Genomic DNA, 15,762 nt, shown 5'->3' on the forward strand with positions numbered 1-15,762 from the left:
CGCCTCGGCCATGCGGCCATGCCGCCGGTGGGGTTATTCCCCTCTCTGCCGGGTGGCCCGCAAGGGCCAAAAGGCACACGCTACAATAACCAGAACGTGGGACGGGAGCGTGCCGTCCCGTCGCGTCTGCGCGCGGCGCCATCAACGGGAGGTCGATGTCTGTGCTCCGAGAGAACTATGCAACCTGGCTTGTCGGCTCGCACGAGCTCTCGCTCGCGCGTCCGCGCATCATGGGCATTCTCGATGTGACGTCAGGGGCCTTCCCGGACGGAAAGGGCGGCGTGGACGTCGAGGCCGCTGCCGAGCGCGGCCTCGACATGCTCGACGAGGGAGCTGACATCATCGACGTGGCTGCCGTCCCGGCGGCTCCCGGCCAGGAGCCCCTCGCCTCCAACGAGGAGGCCGAGCGCGTGGTGCCCGTAATCCGTGCGCTGGTCGCGGAGGGTGCCGTCGTCTCGGTGAACACCTGCCACCCGGACGTCGCCAAGATGTGCGTGCGCCTTGGCGCCGCCATCGTGAACGACGCCAACGGCTTCACCAGCCCGGACATGGTGCAGGTCGCAGCCGAGACCAACTGTGGCTGCGTGGTCATGCACTGGGAGCATGCGGGGCTTGGCTCGCATACGCCTCGCCGCGAGGTCCTTCTCGACGACTCGCGCCCCACGCGCTCTGCAGCGCCGCGCCCCATGGCCTCGCAGCACCGTTTCACGCTGCCGGACGAGGCGCCCATCATGCGCCAGGTGATGGGCTTTCTCGGCGACCAGGCTCGCACCCTCATGCGCGCGGGCGTCGCACACGACCGCATCTGCCTAGACCCGGGCGCGGGCTTCGACAAGTTTGCCGATGAGGACGTGGTCATCCAGCGCGCCACGCGCTCCATGGCTTCGATGGGCTACCCGCTGCTTGCGGCGGTCTCGCGCAGGCGCTTCGTGGGTGCCGTGGCCGGTGCTGCCCAGCCGGACGAGATGGACGCCGCAACGTACGGCATCTGCGTCTCCGCGATCCAGAATGGTGCGCGTATCCTGCGCGTTCACGACGTCGCGGGCGCGGCCCAGGCCGTCAACGCGTTCTGGGCCGTCTCGCACAAGGACTCCCGCCAGGGCTTTGTGGCGCTTGGGTCCAACGTGGGCGACCGCCTGGCAAACATCACCCGTGCCGTCCAGCTGATCGATGACATTCCGCTTACCTGCGTGGTCTCGGTGAGCCACGCGTACGAGACGGAACCCGCCTATGGCATCACGACGCCGGTGGCAGATGCCGTGGCCGAGATTCGCACCGAGCTGCACCCGCTGGTGCTCATGGGACAGCTGCTCGCCGTGGAGGACGCCCTGGGACGCGAGCGCGACCCCGGGCAGGCAGGCCATGGCCCGCGCACCATCGACTGCGACCTGGTGTGGGTCGAGGGCGAGACCCATGCGGGCAAGCGCCTCACGCTGCCGCACCCGGGGCTTGGCGAGCGCGACTTTGTGCTGGTGCCCATGGAGGACCTCATGCACGACCCCGTGCGCTTCCTGCGTCATTCCGGCGTCAACGTGGTCGACCCGGATGACCGGGTTGGCCACGTGATGGATGACCTCGGGGAGATCGTATGGGAGTAGCTGCCGAGCAGGCCATGGAGCGTGCGCGCGCGGGCGCGCCACACGGCGAGCTCTTCTCGCATCGCGAGGAGGGGGAGCTTGAGCTTGCCTGCGTGCTGCGGCCGCAGGTGGGCATGGGGAGCCTCTCGGGCGTGCCTTATGTCGCGGCGCTTGGCGCATGCGAGGGGCTCGAGCGGCTGGGCGTTTCTGGAGTCGCAGTTGGCTGGCCCGCGGATGTGGTGAGCGAGAGCGGAGCCGGCCTGGTGGCGCGCATGCGGACCAGTGCCGGGTACGCCGAGGGCATGTTCGTGGTGTGCTCGCTCTCGTTCGACGTTGAGGGCGGCGTTCATGCGGACGCGCTCCCGGATGACGAGACGGTCGCGGATGCCGTGTGTGGAGCAGTTCTCGGCCGCGTTAACGCGTGGGCAGCTGCCGTTGGTGCTGACCGTGCCGTGGCCGGACCTCTTGCGCCGGTCCTCTCGGAGTACTTCGACCGCGTGGCACTCATGGGCAAGCCGGTTGAGCTGGTGTATCCCAACGGGCGCGTGGCCATGCGCGGCACCCTTGCGGGCGTCGACGTGTGGGGGCGCGCCACGGTGAGAAACGAGCTTGGGGGAGAGGTCGAGGTCTCGCCTGAGCAGGCCTCCATCCGCGCGGCGCAGTAGGGGCGGGGGACGGGGGAGTTTATTCCCCGTCCCGTGCGAGCCCCTCCATCCAATCCAGGCACTTCTCGTAGGCCTCAAGACCAACAGGTATGCTGGTGTCTCTATCGAAATCATGCTCAAGCCCATAGGCAGTGAACATCTTTGCGTGAAGTGCCCGTGCGAGTGACTTGGATACTGTGTACGGCACGTCTTCGTCTCCGGTAGACGCTGCATAGAAAACTGGAGGCATGCTGGATAGTCTCGATGCCGTCAGGGCATATGGGTCTCCCGTATTTGGCTGCAAGCCGAGCATGGACTGCCAACATCCGTTCTGCCTTGCGTATACGTAGAGCAGGTACCGTTTGCTCATTGGACCAGACGTTACGGGCGCGTGTTCCACGATGTCGCCAATCGTGTCTGCCGAGATTGGCGAGTACTTCTGGTAGTGCTTTGATGGGGCAGCGAGACGTGAGTCGCACATGTCTCCGTAGCCGTAGAAGTCGATGACACCCGTTGGACGGGTCGATCCGGATTGCGCTATTCGAGATGCAAGGGTCAGTGCGAGATACGCTCCCGTAGACCGCCCAAAAATGAAAGTCTGTCCAGTTCCAAGACGCGGTGCCAGGGCGTCCGTAACCCATCGCCAAAGTTCGTCGACATAGGCGCTGATGTCGCGGAGCGATGATTCGGGCGCAAGCGGATAGTCGGCAAGTGCAAGTTTGCATCCGCGTGCTAGAAAGGCGTCTACGTAGGGCTGTGGCAAGTCTTTCCGCTCCCCATAGAGGAGTCCTCCGCCATGAAAGTATAGGATTAGCGAACGAGAAAGGTCCATTTGTTGAGAGCCGCTCGGGGTTTCGTCGGGCTCGTAAATCGTGATGCCGGCTCCGATGCCATTCCAAGTGAATGTCTCTTCATGTTTCATGAGAATGCTCCCGTCAGCGTACCCCTGGACGCTAATCTGCCAATGGTTTCCAGTTGGGACCAAGCAGCATAACGATTTTCTCCGTGAGAAGGACCTGCATTAAGTCGTCCGAATTATGGACGTCGATTCCGTACTCATTGCGAATGCGCTCGATGCGATAGCGGACCGTCTTTGGATGAACGAAAAGCTGGCTTGCTGCGGCACTATAGCTGCACTCGCACTTGCACAGCGTTACGAGGGTTTGGAAGCCCTCGGGGCTCTCTCGCCTGAGACGGCTGACGCGCGAATCGATATACGAGGCGAGCTTTGAGGAGTCCCCAATGTCAATCAGGAACTTCAGGAGGCCGAGGTCCTCGTATTTAACGCAGCGGTTGGCAAGCTGGTCGGCGTCGAACAATTTGTAGACGGAGAGGACTTCTGCATTCGCCTCCGGAATGTCGTAACGACCGACGTTGCTTGAAAGTACGAGCAGGTGAGAGAAATGCGGCTGAGAATCGTCGTTGTGCATGTCGTTGAGAATGGTGGTTATCTCACGGTCATCAAACCCGATGGACCCAGACGTATGGTTGCGAATAAACGAGAGGCGGTTGTTGCTCTCGAAAAAGACCGAATTGGGATACAGCCGGTGAATCCTGCGCTGGAAAGTCCTCAGCAGGTCCCGCATTCTTTCCGTCTGGGAGGGATCGGAGACCGAGACCCTCAGCAGCATCACCTGGTAGAGGGCGTGAGTGCCAATGCCAAGCTCCTCAATTGCCCCGTCTACTTCGCTGTTCGAAATGTAACGACCATGGAGGAGGTCGTGGACAAGCATATTGTTCCTGTTGTAAAGCTGCTGGTTAAGCGCCTCTTGCTTGAGAAGTTCAATCGAGAGAAGATTCACGTAGTTGTCTATCGTCATGCGCTGGAACGCTGATACATCTTCTGGCGTTGTGTGCACGACGAGATAGCAAGAGCTGATCGATTGACTGGGGATATTGACTGCCAACGCGCGTTCGGAATGTGAGTCCGAATAACGGAGCGTCGCATTGTAGTAGCGGTTTGTTTGGTAGCGCTGGTAGCGAAACTCAGAAAGCTCCATCGACTCGAAATTGCATACGTTGTTCTCGGTTCCAACATGTGCATCGTCGATCTTATTGAAGAAACTGACCTCACAACCCATTCGCTCTTTTAGCTGAGAGACAACCTCGTAGATGCTTGGCTGTTTGAGGGCAAGGCGCATGGTCTTCCGGTGGGTTTCATAGAAGCTGTCGAGGAGCTGTGCATTGGAATCAATGACGGTACCCATGACATCCATGAGTACTGCCTCGAAGTTGACAGTTGGCTTCATCTGGACAAATGGGATCGAGCGAGCTTCGCAGGCGGCGAGAGAAGGCTGGAGAAGCTCCACCGGCGTTCTGCCTGGCTTGTAAATAATCCCTGCTATGCCAATGCCTGCGACCTTGTCAAAGAACTCAAGCCGTTCGTTGGGGTCAAGGGGTATGAGCGCGAAGAGACTTGTGACAAGGACGAGGCCCGGTCTTCCCCATTTCTCGATATCGGGGCCTTCCATAACCATTGCATTCGTGACTTCACGATCCAGTCCGGAATTGCCGACGAGAACATCTGCTCCCTCCAAAGAAGGTAGACGCAAAACATCTCTCATTATCATTTGCCGTCTACTTTGTGGCCGAGCCGATTCCGCCATATGACCCCCCAACTAACAGTTCGATTCGTGAGTTTAACTTGCAGAATAGTCGGGGGTGTTTATCAGAGCTTTTCCAATTCGGGAAAAAGAATCCGCAAAACCTTATCCGCAACAGCACAAGACCATTTCGACCACCAACGAGAAACTTGGGGCGTCACGTCAAGGGAGGTCGTGGGCTCCGGCCGGACCACAACCTCAGCATGATGAAGAACCGCTATTTCAGGGAGGTCCTCATGCTCCAAACGGTGGTCAAGAAGAATAGCTACCAGGATTCCATCAACCTGATGCTGCTTACGAACAAGATCAATTCCCTCGATGGTGTGACGAAGAGTCAGATCATGATGGGGACAGACGCAAACAAAGACATTTTCAAAAATGCGGGGCTGCTCACGCCAGAGGCAGAAGCTGCTAACCCCAGCGACATGGTTGTCGTCGTTGATTCCGAAGATTCCAGCGTTCTTGATGCGGTTCTCACGAAGACGGAGGAATTCCTTTCGGATTTGTCAGTTAAGAAGGACGAGCCCGATTTGAAGGAGGTTACCAACTGGGACGATGCCCTGAAGACACTCCCAGATGCCAATCTAGCTCTCTTTTCCACGCCCGGAGAATACACTGCGCCCGAGATTGAGAAGGCACTCGACCGTGGGCTCAACGTGTTCTCGTTCTCGGACAACATTTCACTTGATGACGAGGTGCGTCTTAAGCGCAAGGCCCATGAGAAGGGGCTCATGCTCATGGGGCCGGACTGTGGCACCGGTGTCATCTCGTCTATTCCCATTGCATTCACGAACGTTTCGAAACCTGGCAGCATCGGTATCGTGGGCGCGTCGGGAACCGGTATCCAAGAGGTCGCCGCCATCATCGACCGCCTTGGCGGCGGTCTCATCCATGCCATCGGTACCGGCGGTCGTGACCTTAGCGCCGAGGTTGGGGCCATCACGGTGAAGGATGCCATCGTGGGCCTTGAGAACCACGAGCCGACCGATGTCATCTGTGTCATCTCCAAGCCTCCCGCGCCGGAGGTTCGCGATGAGGTTGTTGATCTTCTGGAGAAGTGTACAAAGCCCGTTGTTGCCATCTTCTTAGGTGAGAAGCCCGAGCATCACCTTGGCAAGGTCTATCTCGCCCATACCCTCGAGGAGACTGCGCGCATTGCCGTTGACCTTGCGAACGGTGATCCCGTGAAGAAGAATTACCTCGAGCCTCTGGACTTTACGTGCGACAAGCCTCTTCCCGAGAACAAGACGGTCATTGGTCTCTACTCTGGCGGAACCCTGGCAAACGAAGCCGGAATGCTTGTTTCTGAGGCACTCGACTTGGGCGGTGTTGTCAAGGAGGATGGCTATATCCTTCACGCCAAGGGCTATGACGTGATTGATCTTGGTGATGACATCTATACGCAGGGCAAGCCTCACCCCATGATCGATCCCGAGGTTCGTATCAATTACATCCGAAAGTACGCTGCCATGGAGTCCACGGGGGTCATTCTCTTTGACTGTATGCTTGGCTACGGCTGTCATCCGGATATGGCAGGCGCGCTTGCTCCCGTAATCAAGGAGCAGCTCGAGAAAGCTAAGAGCGAGGGCAGGGAACTCTACTTCGTTGGCTCTGTCACCGGTACCGAGAACGATCCGCAGGACTACCAAAAGTCCTTTGAGGAGCTTCGTGAGGCCGGCGCCATTATGGAGACCTCAAACGCACGTGCTATTCGTCTGGCACTTGAGCTTAAGGGCATTCACTTTACTGAGAAGGACCGCGATGTCGTCCCGTACGAGATAAAGGATCCGTCGCCCCTGCCAAAGCCCAGCGTGCAGGTGACCGAACTGCTTGACACTACTCCGCGCATCATCAATGTTGGCGTTAAGAGCTTCAATGAGTCGTTGCGCACCTATGGGGCAGAGACGGTGCAGTTTAACTGGAAGCCTCTTGCGGGCGGCAACAAGCGCATGATTCACCTGCTCGACGAGCTGGATAAGCGCCGCGATGAGATTGATGCGGCAAATGCTCGTATGGTCGAGAGGTTCAAGAACTCTCAGCCGTTCCTCGTCGATGTGGTTCCCACCAAGACCGTGATCCCTGAGCTCAACAGGGAGAAGAAGACGTTGCTGCACTCTGGTCCTCCCATCACCTGGGAACACATGATGGGGCCGATGAGGGGATCCTGCATCGGTGCGGCTTTGTTTGAGGGCTGGGCAAAGACTGAGGACGAGGCGCTAAAGCTCCTCGAGTCCGGCGAGGTCGAGTTTATCCCCTGTCATCACGTCCATGCCGTTGGCCCTATGGGTGGCATCACCTCGGCGAACATGGCCGTTCTCGTTGTCCGCAACATGGTTGATGATACGGTTGCGTATTGCACTATGAACGAGGGAATTGGAAAGGTCCTTCGCTTCGGCGCATATAGCCAGGAGGTCGTCGACAGGCTCCACTGGATGGCGGATGAGCTCGGCCCGGTTCTTTCCAAGGCGCTTAAGCTTAAGGAGGGCGGCATCAACCTCAGCGCCCTTATCGCGCGTGCAATTACGCAGGGAGACGAATTCCACCAGCGCAACATGGCAGCATCCCTCAACTTCCTAAAGGAAGTTGCCCCCCTCATTGTCAAGACTGATGTTCCCGAGGATGCCAAGCAGCGCGTGATTCAGTTCCTAGCCGACACTGATCAATTCTTCCTCAATGTGATGATGGCTACGGGTAAATCCATCGTCGACTACGCACGCAAGGACGAGGAGAGCTGCGTTGTCACCACGATGACTCGCAATGGATACGAGTTTGGCGTGCGCATTGGCGCCTGCGGTGACGAATGGTTCACCGCTCCGGTCAACACGCCGCGCGGGCTCTACTTCGCTGGATTTAGTGAGGAAGACGGTTGCCCGGATAATGGCGACTCTTCGATTACCGAGACCGTTGGCGTTGGTGGCATGGCGATGGTGGCGGCACCTGGCGTAACCCGATTCGTGGGCGCAGGCGGGTTTGAGGACGCACTGAACATTTCCAACGAAATGGAGCGCATCTGCGTGACTCACAACCCCAACTGGACAATTCCCACATGGGACTTCAAGGGTACGTGTCTCGGCATTGATATTCGAAAGGTTGTGGCAACGGGCATTACGCCCCTCATCAATACGGGCATCGCCCATAAGAACGCCGGTGTCGGACAGGTCGGCGCAGGTACCGTGAGGGCTCCCCTCGCATGCTTCGAGAAGGCGCTTGAAGCGTACTGTGCCAAGCTCGGTATCGAGTAACGCGTGAGCGCCGGGCTCATAGATTGGACGGGCGAGGGCACCGTCAGCGATTACGCCCTCGCCCACATGAGAGGTCAGATCAGCGGGTCAGTGCACAGTGTGTTCTCGTCGAGTCTGAACGTGAGCCTGCCGGGCTTGCTTCTTCACCTTGGGCTTACGAGAGATGGACTTTCGGTTCTTGGGATTGCCCTGCCTGAGGAATGCCTGCATTCGCTGTTGGGATGCGCTCAAGTTGGTGGAAGAGCAACGGTTCGCGATGGTGTCCTGCGAGTGTATGGAGCAGGAGTTGTTCTTCAGGTGCACCTGGGCGCGCTACAGGTTGTCCCCTGTCGCGTCCCGTATCTGGATGTCGTTCAGAGAGGTGATCTGCTCTGCAAGCTCGAGGGGCTTTCGCTTGAAGGACGCCTTGGCTTACCGGCAGACGAAACGCTAGAGCGAGTGGCGCGAGTCCTGTCAGAGGGGGCGGATACCGACGAACTACGCCAGGCCAGTATCTATCTGCTGGGGCGTGGACTCGGCCTTACTCCCTCGGGAGATGACGTGCTCGTGGGCTATGGCATCGGCCTTCTCATGGGAGGGGTTGGCAACGAATTCTGCGAGGCGATAGCCGGGGAGGACCTTGAACGCACTACTGATGTCAGTGCGGCATACCTCAGGGCGACGAGCGAAGGATATGCGAATCAAGAGTTCATCGAGCTGGCAAGCGGGTTGAAGAATGGAGCGTTGGTTGGGGGAACAATCAGGCGGCTCCTCGCGGTCGGGCACACCTCGGGAGCCGACGGTCTTTGGGGTCTTGGGCTCGCGTTGAGAGCTGAGCTGGGAGGAGGTTGTTCGGCCCCCAGACGCATTTGGCACATAAGACAAGTACGACAGGCCATGTGAAAGGAAAGTGAGAACGATGGTAGAGAAGAAAAAGGGAGTTAGCTCGACGACGCTCATCGTCATTTCTATGGTGCTAGGAGTTGTCGTCGGATTCATTGTCGGTGAGCCGATGAACAACGTAAAGTTCATAGGCGATATCTTCTTCCATCTGGTTCAGATGGGCATCATTCCCTTCGTGATGTGCACCATTATCGAGGCGGTTGGTGCTCTTGATGCAAAGGCCCTTTCCGGCTATGGGCTGAAGGGCATCGGCTGGTTTGCCGCTTCGTCGCTTCTCGCCGCTGGCATCGGCCTCGTCCTTACAATCCTTATCCAGCCTGGCGCAGGCATTGAGGCAGCAACTGCTTCTGTCGACTATCAGTCTTCAAGTGTTACCTTCCAGGACACGATTAGCGGATTCTTCGGCTCGAATATCGTTTCTTCTATGAGCAACGGCTCGATGGTCCAGTGCATCGTTTTCGCCATCGCACTTGGCCTTGCGTGCTCAGCTTGGCGTAGGACCCATGACAACCAGTGCCTTGTCTACGACGTCTGCAGCCAGCTCTCCAAGCTCATCCTTAACATCATCCGAGCGGTTATGAAGATCGCCCCCATCGGCATCTTCTGCTACGTGAGCGCAATGATTGGCAGCCTTGGCCTTGCCGTCCTCATTCCTGTTGCAATGTATCTCGTTGTCATGGCCATTGCAGTTGCAATCATGTTCGCCATCTGGATTACCCTCGTGGCTGTCCGTTGCAAGTACAATCCCATCCGTATTATCCAGAGGATGTGGCCCATGAGCGCCCTTGCGCTGGGCACAATCTCCTCTGCCGTAACCCTGCCGACTGCCCTCGAGGATACCAAGTCCAAGCTTGGCGCTGATCCTGAAATCGCCGACCTCCTTATGGCTCTTGGCATGCCGCTCAACTCCAACGGCGCTGCTATTCACCTTGCCGTGACGGCCCTGACGATTGCTCAGATTTATGGAGTGACCTTCAGCGGTGGCCAGCTTGTCTACGTGTGGATTGTTTCCTTCCTGCTCTCCCTGGCCAACGCAGTATCTCCGGGCGCATCTCTGGTCTCTATGACCATGATTGTTCCTCAGCTTGGTCTGCCCATGGAGTCCATTGCCATCTTTGCTGGTCTTGAGTACCCCACCGGTGCACTTCGCACCATCCTCAATGTCGACGGCGATGTGTACACCTGCCTGATGGTCTCTGCTAGCGAGGGCAAGCTCCATCCCGAAATCTTCTACGACAAGGAGGGCTCTGAGCCTCAGGTCGAGGCATAGGAAAGAACGCGGGTCCCCGAGGAGGGAGAGCGTGTGTAACGGAGAGGTGCGACGGGGCACCGCGCCTCTCCCCTTCGATTACAAGAAGGAGTGAGCCATGGCTGCTGAAAAGTCCAAGAGAGTATCCCCGACGCTTCTCATTGTCATATCGATGGTCGCCGGCTTCATCGTGGGTCTACTTGTCGGTAACCCGATGAACAACGTTAAGTTCATAGGCGACATCTTCTTCCACCTGGTACAGATGGGCATCGTACCGTTTGTCATGTGTACCATCATCGAGGCCATCGGTGGTCTTACCGCAAAGGACCTTTCTGATATTGGAATAAAGGGCATCATTTGGTTTGCTGCGTCATCCATTCTGGCGTCTGCATTTGGTATTGCCTGCACGCTACTATTTCAGCCGGGTGCCGGTCTAGCTGACTCTGCTCTGGTCCAGAATGCGATGACTACGGCAGAAGCATCGAGCGGAACTTGGCAGGACACCGTTTCTGGCTTCTTCGGATCCAATATCGTTGCATCGATGGGCAATGGTTCGATGGTCCAGTGCATTGTCTTTGCAATCGCTCTGGGTCTGGTCTGCTCTGGCTGGCGGCAGGCTCATGACAACAAGTGCGTGGTCTATGACTTCACTGTTCAGCTCGGGGCTCTTATTCTCAACATCATCCGAGTGGTCATGAAGGTCGCTCCCGTTGGCATTTTCTGTTACGTATCCGCGATGGTGGGATCCATGGGTGCCGAGGTCGTTATGCCGCTCCTGCGGTACCTGCTCGTCCTTGGCGGTGCGGTCCTCGTGTTTATGATTCTGTGGATCGCGCTCGTGTACGTGCGATGCAGGCTGTCCCCGGCGCGCCTGATTCGAAAGATGTGGCGTATGAGCGTGATGGCGCTCTCCACTACGTCGAGTGCCGTGACGCTTCCCGTTGAGATGCAGGATGCCAAAGAACGGCTCGGCCTTCGCGAGGACATCGCAGACCTTGTGCTTCCTCTTGGCATGCCACTCAATTCCAATGGTGCCTCAATCCATCTTGCGGTGACATCGCTGACAATTGCGCAGATCTACGGGGTTACTTATGCGGGAGCAGACCTGATTGCGCTAACGGTAATTTGCACGCTTCTCTCGCTTGCAAATGCCGTTGCACCTGGTGCCGACTTGGTTTCGCTGACCATGATTGTTCCGCAACTTGGGCTGCCTCTTGATAGTATTGGCATTTTCGCTGGACTTACTTATCCAGTGGGTGCTATACGAACGATTCTCAACGTGAATTCGGATGTGTACTGCGCCCTAATGGTTGCGGCCGACTACAGCGATGGAATTAATCGGTCTGTTTTCGATGCCGATAACTGATTATCGGCCGTTCGTTTGTGTTTCTAGATCGTAGGTATTCTTGTTGGGCTCATCGGGGTGGGCCCAACAAGGGCAGTGCTCTGGAAGGGGAGAAAAGAGATGAGCTGGAACCTGCCAGTCAACCGTGTGGTGATTGCTTTGGGCGGCAACGCGCTTGGTAAAACGCCGGAAGAGCAGATGACTCGCCTGCGCGCTGCTGCCCCTACGCTACTTCGCGTGATTGAACAGGGCAACGAGATTATCATTACCCACGGGAACGGCCCTCAGATTGGGATGATTGAGAGCGCGTTCGAACTAGCCCACAAGGACAATCCGCAGAAGATTCCAGATATGGACCTGCCCGAGTGCGGAGCCATGAGTCAAGGTTACATAGGCTACCAGCTTCAGCAAGCAATTGGCGCAGCGATGCACAAGGCGTACAAGCGGTGGCACGTGGCGACAGTTGTAACTCAAATTGAGGTCGATCCCGAAGACCCGGCCTTTGAGAAGCCCACCAAACCCATCGGAGCATTCCTCTCCCATGAGGAAGCCATGACGGAGAATGCGAAACATCCAGACTGGACGTTCATCGAAGACTCCGGACGCGGCTGGCGCAGGGTGGTCGCTTCCCCCGTTCCAAAGAAGATTGTCGAGAGCGAAAGCATCCTTAACCTGCTCGACAATGAGTTCATTGTTATCGCTTGTGGCGGTGGAGGAATCCCCGTTGTCAGAGACTATTCTGACAAGGGTGCATACAAGGGGGTCGCTGCGGTTATCGATAAGGATATGGGCGGCGAGTTGCTTGCCGAGGACTGCCATGCAGACAGGCTAGTTTTGTTAACTGCAGTGGATCACGTGGCAATCAACTTCGGTAAGCCCAATCAGCAAGACCTCGTCGACATCTCGGTTGACGAGGCGAACCGCTACCTCGAGGAGGGGCAGTTTGGGAAAGGCTCTATGGAGCCAAAGGTTCGCGCCGCCGTTAAATTCGCGGGGAGCAGGCCAGGACGTACCTGCATCATTGGTTCACTTGAGAAGGCTGCGGAGGCTATGGCTGGCCTATCTGGCACGCGCATCCACGCTTAGATTGGGCGTACACGACTTATTCTGTGGTATCTGGTAACCAATACGGCCCGTGGGAGAAGGACTTTCACGGGCCTTCGCGGTTGCGGTGAATTTTACCCCTGCTGGTGGAGCCAGATCTCGCGGATGCCACGCAGCGTGAGGTCGGGGTCAACGGCCGAGAAGAGATCGGTCGCCGCGCTCACGGTGCGCGCAAGGCCACCGGTTCCCACCACGGGTGCGTTTGGTATGTCCAGCTCACGCTTGATGCGGGCCACCAGGCCCTCCGCCTGTGCTGCCGCCCCCACGACGATGCCGGACTGCACGGCGGTCTCGGTCGTCTCGCCCAGCGCATGGGTGGGAGCCTCGATGGGCACGCTGGAGAGCTTCGCCGCCTTCGAGAAAAGCGCCGCTGCCGAGAGCATGAGGCCGGGGGAAATGGCGCCACCGCGATAAGAGCCCGTAGCGTCGATCACGTCGATGTTGGTTGCCGTGCCAAAGTCCACCACGATGACCGGCGCGCCGTAGGTGAGGCGTGCGGCCACGGCGTTGGCGATGCGGTCGGCACCAACCTGGGTGGGGTTGGGCATGTCGATGCGCATGCCGGAGTCCGTCTGGGGGGTCACGACCAGCGGCTCTGTGCCCGTGCGGTCGAGCAGGCACTTGTACCAGGCGCGCGTGAGCACGGGGACAACGCACGCAATGCCCGCGGCCGTAACGCGTGCCTGGTCCAGGCCGTCCTTGTTGAAGTACCCGTGCAGGCGGGCGTCGATCATGTCCGAGGTGTCCGTGTGGCTTGTCGCCATGCGCCAGCCGTGCGCCACGCTGCCGTCCTCGTCAAAGAGGCCGAGCGTGGTCTGGGTGTTGCCAACGTCAATCGCGAGAAACATGGGCGTCCTTCCTGGCAAGAGCTGCTGGGGCGGCAGCGGGCACGTCTCGGCTCGCGGCGCGTTTGGTCCCCGATGCCATTAGAACACACACGGTGCCGGTCTGCTCGCGATTGCCCTGGCGCGCGGTGCCCTCGGCGCGCCACGGCCCACCCCCGCTCGCCCTTGCTCCCGCCCCTTTCCCCTTCCCCTCGCTCAAAAGTGAACACGTTTTCAATGAGCGCCCCGCGGCCCCTGGGGAAACGTCGCGCCGGTGGCCCACGAATTGAAAACGTGTTCACTTTTGGAGGGGCGCTGCGGCAGGATCTCGGCTTGGGGGGCCTTGCTCCCACCTGCGGGCCCCCTCGTCGCGGAGTTTAGCTCCTTTTCTTAATGGCGATTAGCGCTACCTGGGCAAACGTCGGACCAGATCAAGAAAAGGAGCTAATCTCCGCGCATGGCAGGGCGAGAAGCCCGTTGCTGTGGCGGGGGTCGGGGTCTGGAATGCGAGAAGCCCGTTGCTGTCGCGGGGGTCGGGGTCCGGATTGGGAGAAGCCCGGTGCTGCGGCCTCGACCCGCCCGTGGTCAGCGATTCTCCACACACCGTCGATGCGCGATTTGCTATACTCCGAGAGCTTGACCGTCTTGGACGGAGCAATCCGCGCCAAGGCATCACCACCCCTGTCCTGGTCGGAAACCAGGACCGACAAAAGGAGTCCTGCAATGAAGCAAGGAATTCATCCTAACTACGTGGAGTGCACCGTCCGCTGCACCTGCGGGAACACGTTCAAGACGCGTTCCACCAAGCCCGAGCTCGTCATCGACCTCTGCGACAAGTGCCACCCGTTCTACACCGGCCAGCAGAAGCTCGTCGACACCGGCGGCCGCGTCCAGCGCTTCGCCAACAAGTTCGGCGGCGCCGCGCAGGCCAGGCTCGATGCCGAGAAGGCCGCCAAGGCCGCCAAGGCCGCGAAGGCTGCAGAGCTCGAGGCTGCCCGCAAGGCTGCCAAGGAGGCCAAGGCTGCCGAGAAGGCCAAGCGTGCTGCTGAGTACGCCAAGAAGGCCGAGGCAGAGGCTGCCAAGGCTGCCGCGAAGGCCGCCGAGGCTCCCGCAGAGCCCGAGGCCGCAGCCGAGGCTCCCGCAGCCGAGTAGCACTCGCTCATAGCGCAACAGAAACGGGGAGGTCGACGTTGGTCGGCCTCCCCGTTGCGTTACCGTAGCCGGTGCCGGACGCACGCTACACGAGCTTGAGCCCAGAGCCGTTGGTAGCATTGCTGCCCGCAGGGCTGTCGCCCTTCTCGGCTGCGCTGGCCGCCTTGCGCGCCAGCTCCTCTCGGTGCTGCATGACCGCCGCCACTTCGCCCAGGCGCTTCTTGGCCTCGGCCTCGGTCTCCTGCACGTAGGTGCAGTTGCACTCGGACACTACGGCTTCGAGGGCCTTGGCGCGACGGGCCGCATCGATGAGTTGGTCCATCTGACCTGCCGCCTTTGCGCGAGCGATGAGCGCCTGCGCGTCGGTGGGGGAGAGCTGCAACAGGTGTGGGAGCTCGGTCTCGTCGACCTTGATCTTCTTCTCGCTTGCATAGGCGTCGAGCGCCGCCTCGTGCTCGGCCTCCTTCACGGCCTCGCTCTGGAGCATCGAATCCAGCTGGTCGGGTCGCATGCCCATCTGTGCGAGAACCGCCTCAACCGGTTGGCCGGTCGTGGCGATCTGCTGCGCGATGTCCTGGAACAGCGCGTCTTTCACCTGCGACACCTGTGCGGCCGGCACTGACTGGCACAGACGCTCGGCGAGCGCGTCGAGACACGCGTTGGCCTTCTGCTCCTCTGCGGAGTCCTCGCTCAGCGAGCTGAGGTATGCGCGGGTCTGCTCGCGCAGGCGCTGCTCGTCCTCGAGGCCGTCAAAGTGGCTTGCGACCCACGCCGGGTCTGCGAGGTCCTTCTCGGTGCCGCCTGCCTCGCGCACCAGAGTCTGGACAGTAAGCCCTACCTCCTCGTCCGTTGTGCGAACAACGTGCACCTCCACGTCTACCGGCCCGTACGAGGTAAGGGTGTAGAACGCCTTGTTCCCGATTACAAGCGGCTCGGGCTTCTGGATGGCCATGAATCCTCCTGACTGCGCGACTGGCTCATGCGCGCGGCTGACTTCTAGGCAGTATGCCCATCTTTCTGGGCGCCGCTGCGGCATCGCGGCTTCGGGCGATATTTTCCCAGCTGGTGCAATGTCGCCTCGTCCATGTGCACGAAGCTGGCTGGTCTTGCCGGCCTTCCAATTCCCCAGTTGGTACAATC

The 15,762-nt window shown here is 59.2% G+C and carries 12 protein-coding genes; 8 read left to right on the forward strand and 4 right to left on the reverse strand.

Going from position 1 to position 15,762, the window contains the following annotated elements; translation table 11 throughout:
• The first annotated feature begins 161 nt into the window (after nt 1-161).
• Nucleotides 162-1,598 (forward strand): 2-amino-4-hydroxy-6-hydroxymethyldihydropteridine diphosphokinase, encoded by a 1,437-nt coding sequence (gene folK / locus BMX94_RS09460; protein WP_091005965.1) that lies wholly within the window; start codon nt 162-164, stop codon nt 1,596-1,598.
• The gene (locus BMX94_RS09465) at nt 1,589-2,242 is read left to right on the forward strand and encodes a hypothetical protein (protein ID WP_091005907.1); all 654 of its coding nucleotides are present in this window, start codon (nt 1,589-1,591) and stop codon (nt 2,240-2,242) included. Before folK ends, BMX94_RS09465 begins: the two co-directional genes overlap by 10 nt.
• A gap of 19 nt (nt 2,243-2,261) precedes the next feature.
• Here BMX94_RS09465 and BMX94_RS09470 read toward each other — a convergent pair whose 3' ends face one another.
• Together BMX94_RS09470 and BMX94_RS09475 are read right to left on the reverse strand one after the other, a co-directional pair.
• A complete protein-coding gene (locus BMX94_RS09470; protein WP_091005909.1) occupies nt 2,262-3,143 on the reverse strand; it encodes an alpha/beta hydrolase in 882 nt (293 codons plus the stop codon).
• 31 nt (nt 3,144-3,174) lie between these two features.
• The gene (locus BMX94_RS09475) at nt 3,175-4,827 is read right to left on the reverse strand and encodes a PucR family transcriptional regulator (protein ID WP_091005911.1); all 1,653 of its coding nucleotides are present in this window, start codon (nt 4,825-4,827) and stop codon (nt 3,175-3,177) included.
• 233 nt (nt 4,828-5,060) lie between these two features.
• Here BMX94_RS09475 and BMX94_RS09480 point away from each other — a divergent pair, with 233 nt between their 5' ends.
• The 5 genes from BMX94_RS09480 to arcC all read left to right on the forward strand — a co-directional run bounded on the left by BMX94_RS09480 (nt 5,061) and on the right by arcC (nt 12,628).
• Nucleotides 5,061-8,066 (forward strand): bifunctional FdrA/YlbE family protein, encoded by a 3,006-nt coding sequence (locus BMX94_RS09480; RefSeq protein ID WP_091005968.1) that lies wholly within the window; start codon nt 5,061-5,063, stop codon nt 8,064-8,066.
• Nucleotides 8,067-8,132: 66 nt separating this feature from the next.
• Nucleotides 8,133-8,948: an oxamate carbamoyltransferase subunit AllH family protein gene (locus BMX94_RS10880; RefSeq protein ID WP_353612426.1), complete on the forward strand. Its 816-nt coding sequence runs from the start codon at nt 8,133-8,135 to the stop codon at nt 8,946-8,948.
• A gap of 16 nt (nt 8,949-8,964) precedes the next feature.
• Nucleotides 8,965-10,218 carry a dicarboxylate/amino acid:cation symporter gene (locus BMX94_RS09490; protein ID WP_091005915.1) on the forward strand — a complete coding sequence of 418 codons (1,254 nt, stop codon included), beginning with the start codon at nt 8,965-8,967 and terminating at the stop codon, nt 10,216-10,218.
• A gap of 97 nt (nt 10,219-10,315) precedes the next feature.
• Nucleotides 10,316-11,563, forward strand: coding sequence for a dicarboxylate/amino acid:cation symporter (locus tag BMX94_RS09495; protein WP_091005917.1), 1,248 nt, complete (start codon nt 10,316-10,318; stop codon nt 11,561-11,563).
• 99 nt (nt 11,564-11,662) lie between these two features.
• Nucleotides 11,663-12,628, forward strand: coding sequence for a carbamate kinase (gene arcC, locus BMX94_RS09500; protein WP_072355544.1), 966 nt, complete (start codon nt 11,663-11,665; stop codon nt 12,626-12,628).
• 92 nt (nt 12,629-12,720) lie between these two features.
• Here arcC and BMX94_RS09505 read toward each other — a convergent pair whose 3' ends face one another.
• Nucleotides 12,721-13,494 (reverse strand): type III pantothenate kinase, encoded by a 774-nt coding sequence (locus BMX94_RS09505; protein WP_091005919.1) that lies wholly within the window; start codon nt 13,492-13,494, stop codon nt 12,721-12,723.
• 699 nt (nt 13,495-14,193) lie between these two features.
• Here BMX94_RS09505 and rpmE point away from each other — a divergent pair.
• On the forward strand, nt 14,194-14,622 hold the full coding sequence (gene rpmE / locus BMX94_RS09510; protein WP_091005921.1) for a 50S ribosomal protein L31: 429 nt from the start codon (nt 14,194-14,196) through the stop codon (nt 14,620-14,622).
• An 85-nt stretch (nt 14,623-14,707) separates the two neighbouring features.
• Here rpmE and BMX94_RS09515 read toward each other — a convergent pair whose 3' ends face one another.
• The gene (locus BMX94_RS09515) at nt 14,708-15,574 is read right to left on the reverse strand and encodes a trigger factor (protein WP_177171410.1); all 867 of its coding nucleotides are present in this window, start codon (nt 15,572-15,574) and stop codon (nt 14,708-14,710) included.
• Between the last annotated feature and the right edge of the window lie 188 nt (nt 15,575-15,762).

The sequence above is a fragment of the Olsenella sp. KH3B4 genome, from assembly GCA_900111695.1.
Lineage (GTDB): Bacteria > Actinomycetota > Coriobacteriia > Coriobacteriales > Atopobiaceae > Tractidigestivibacter.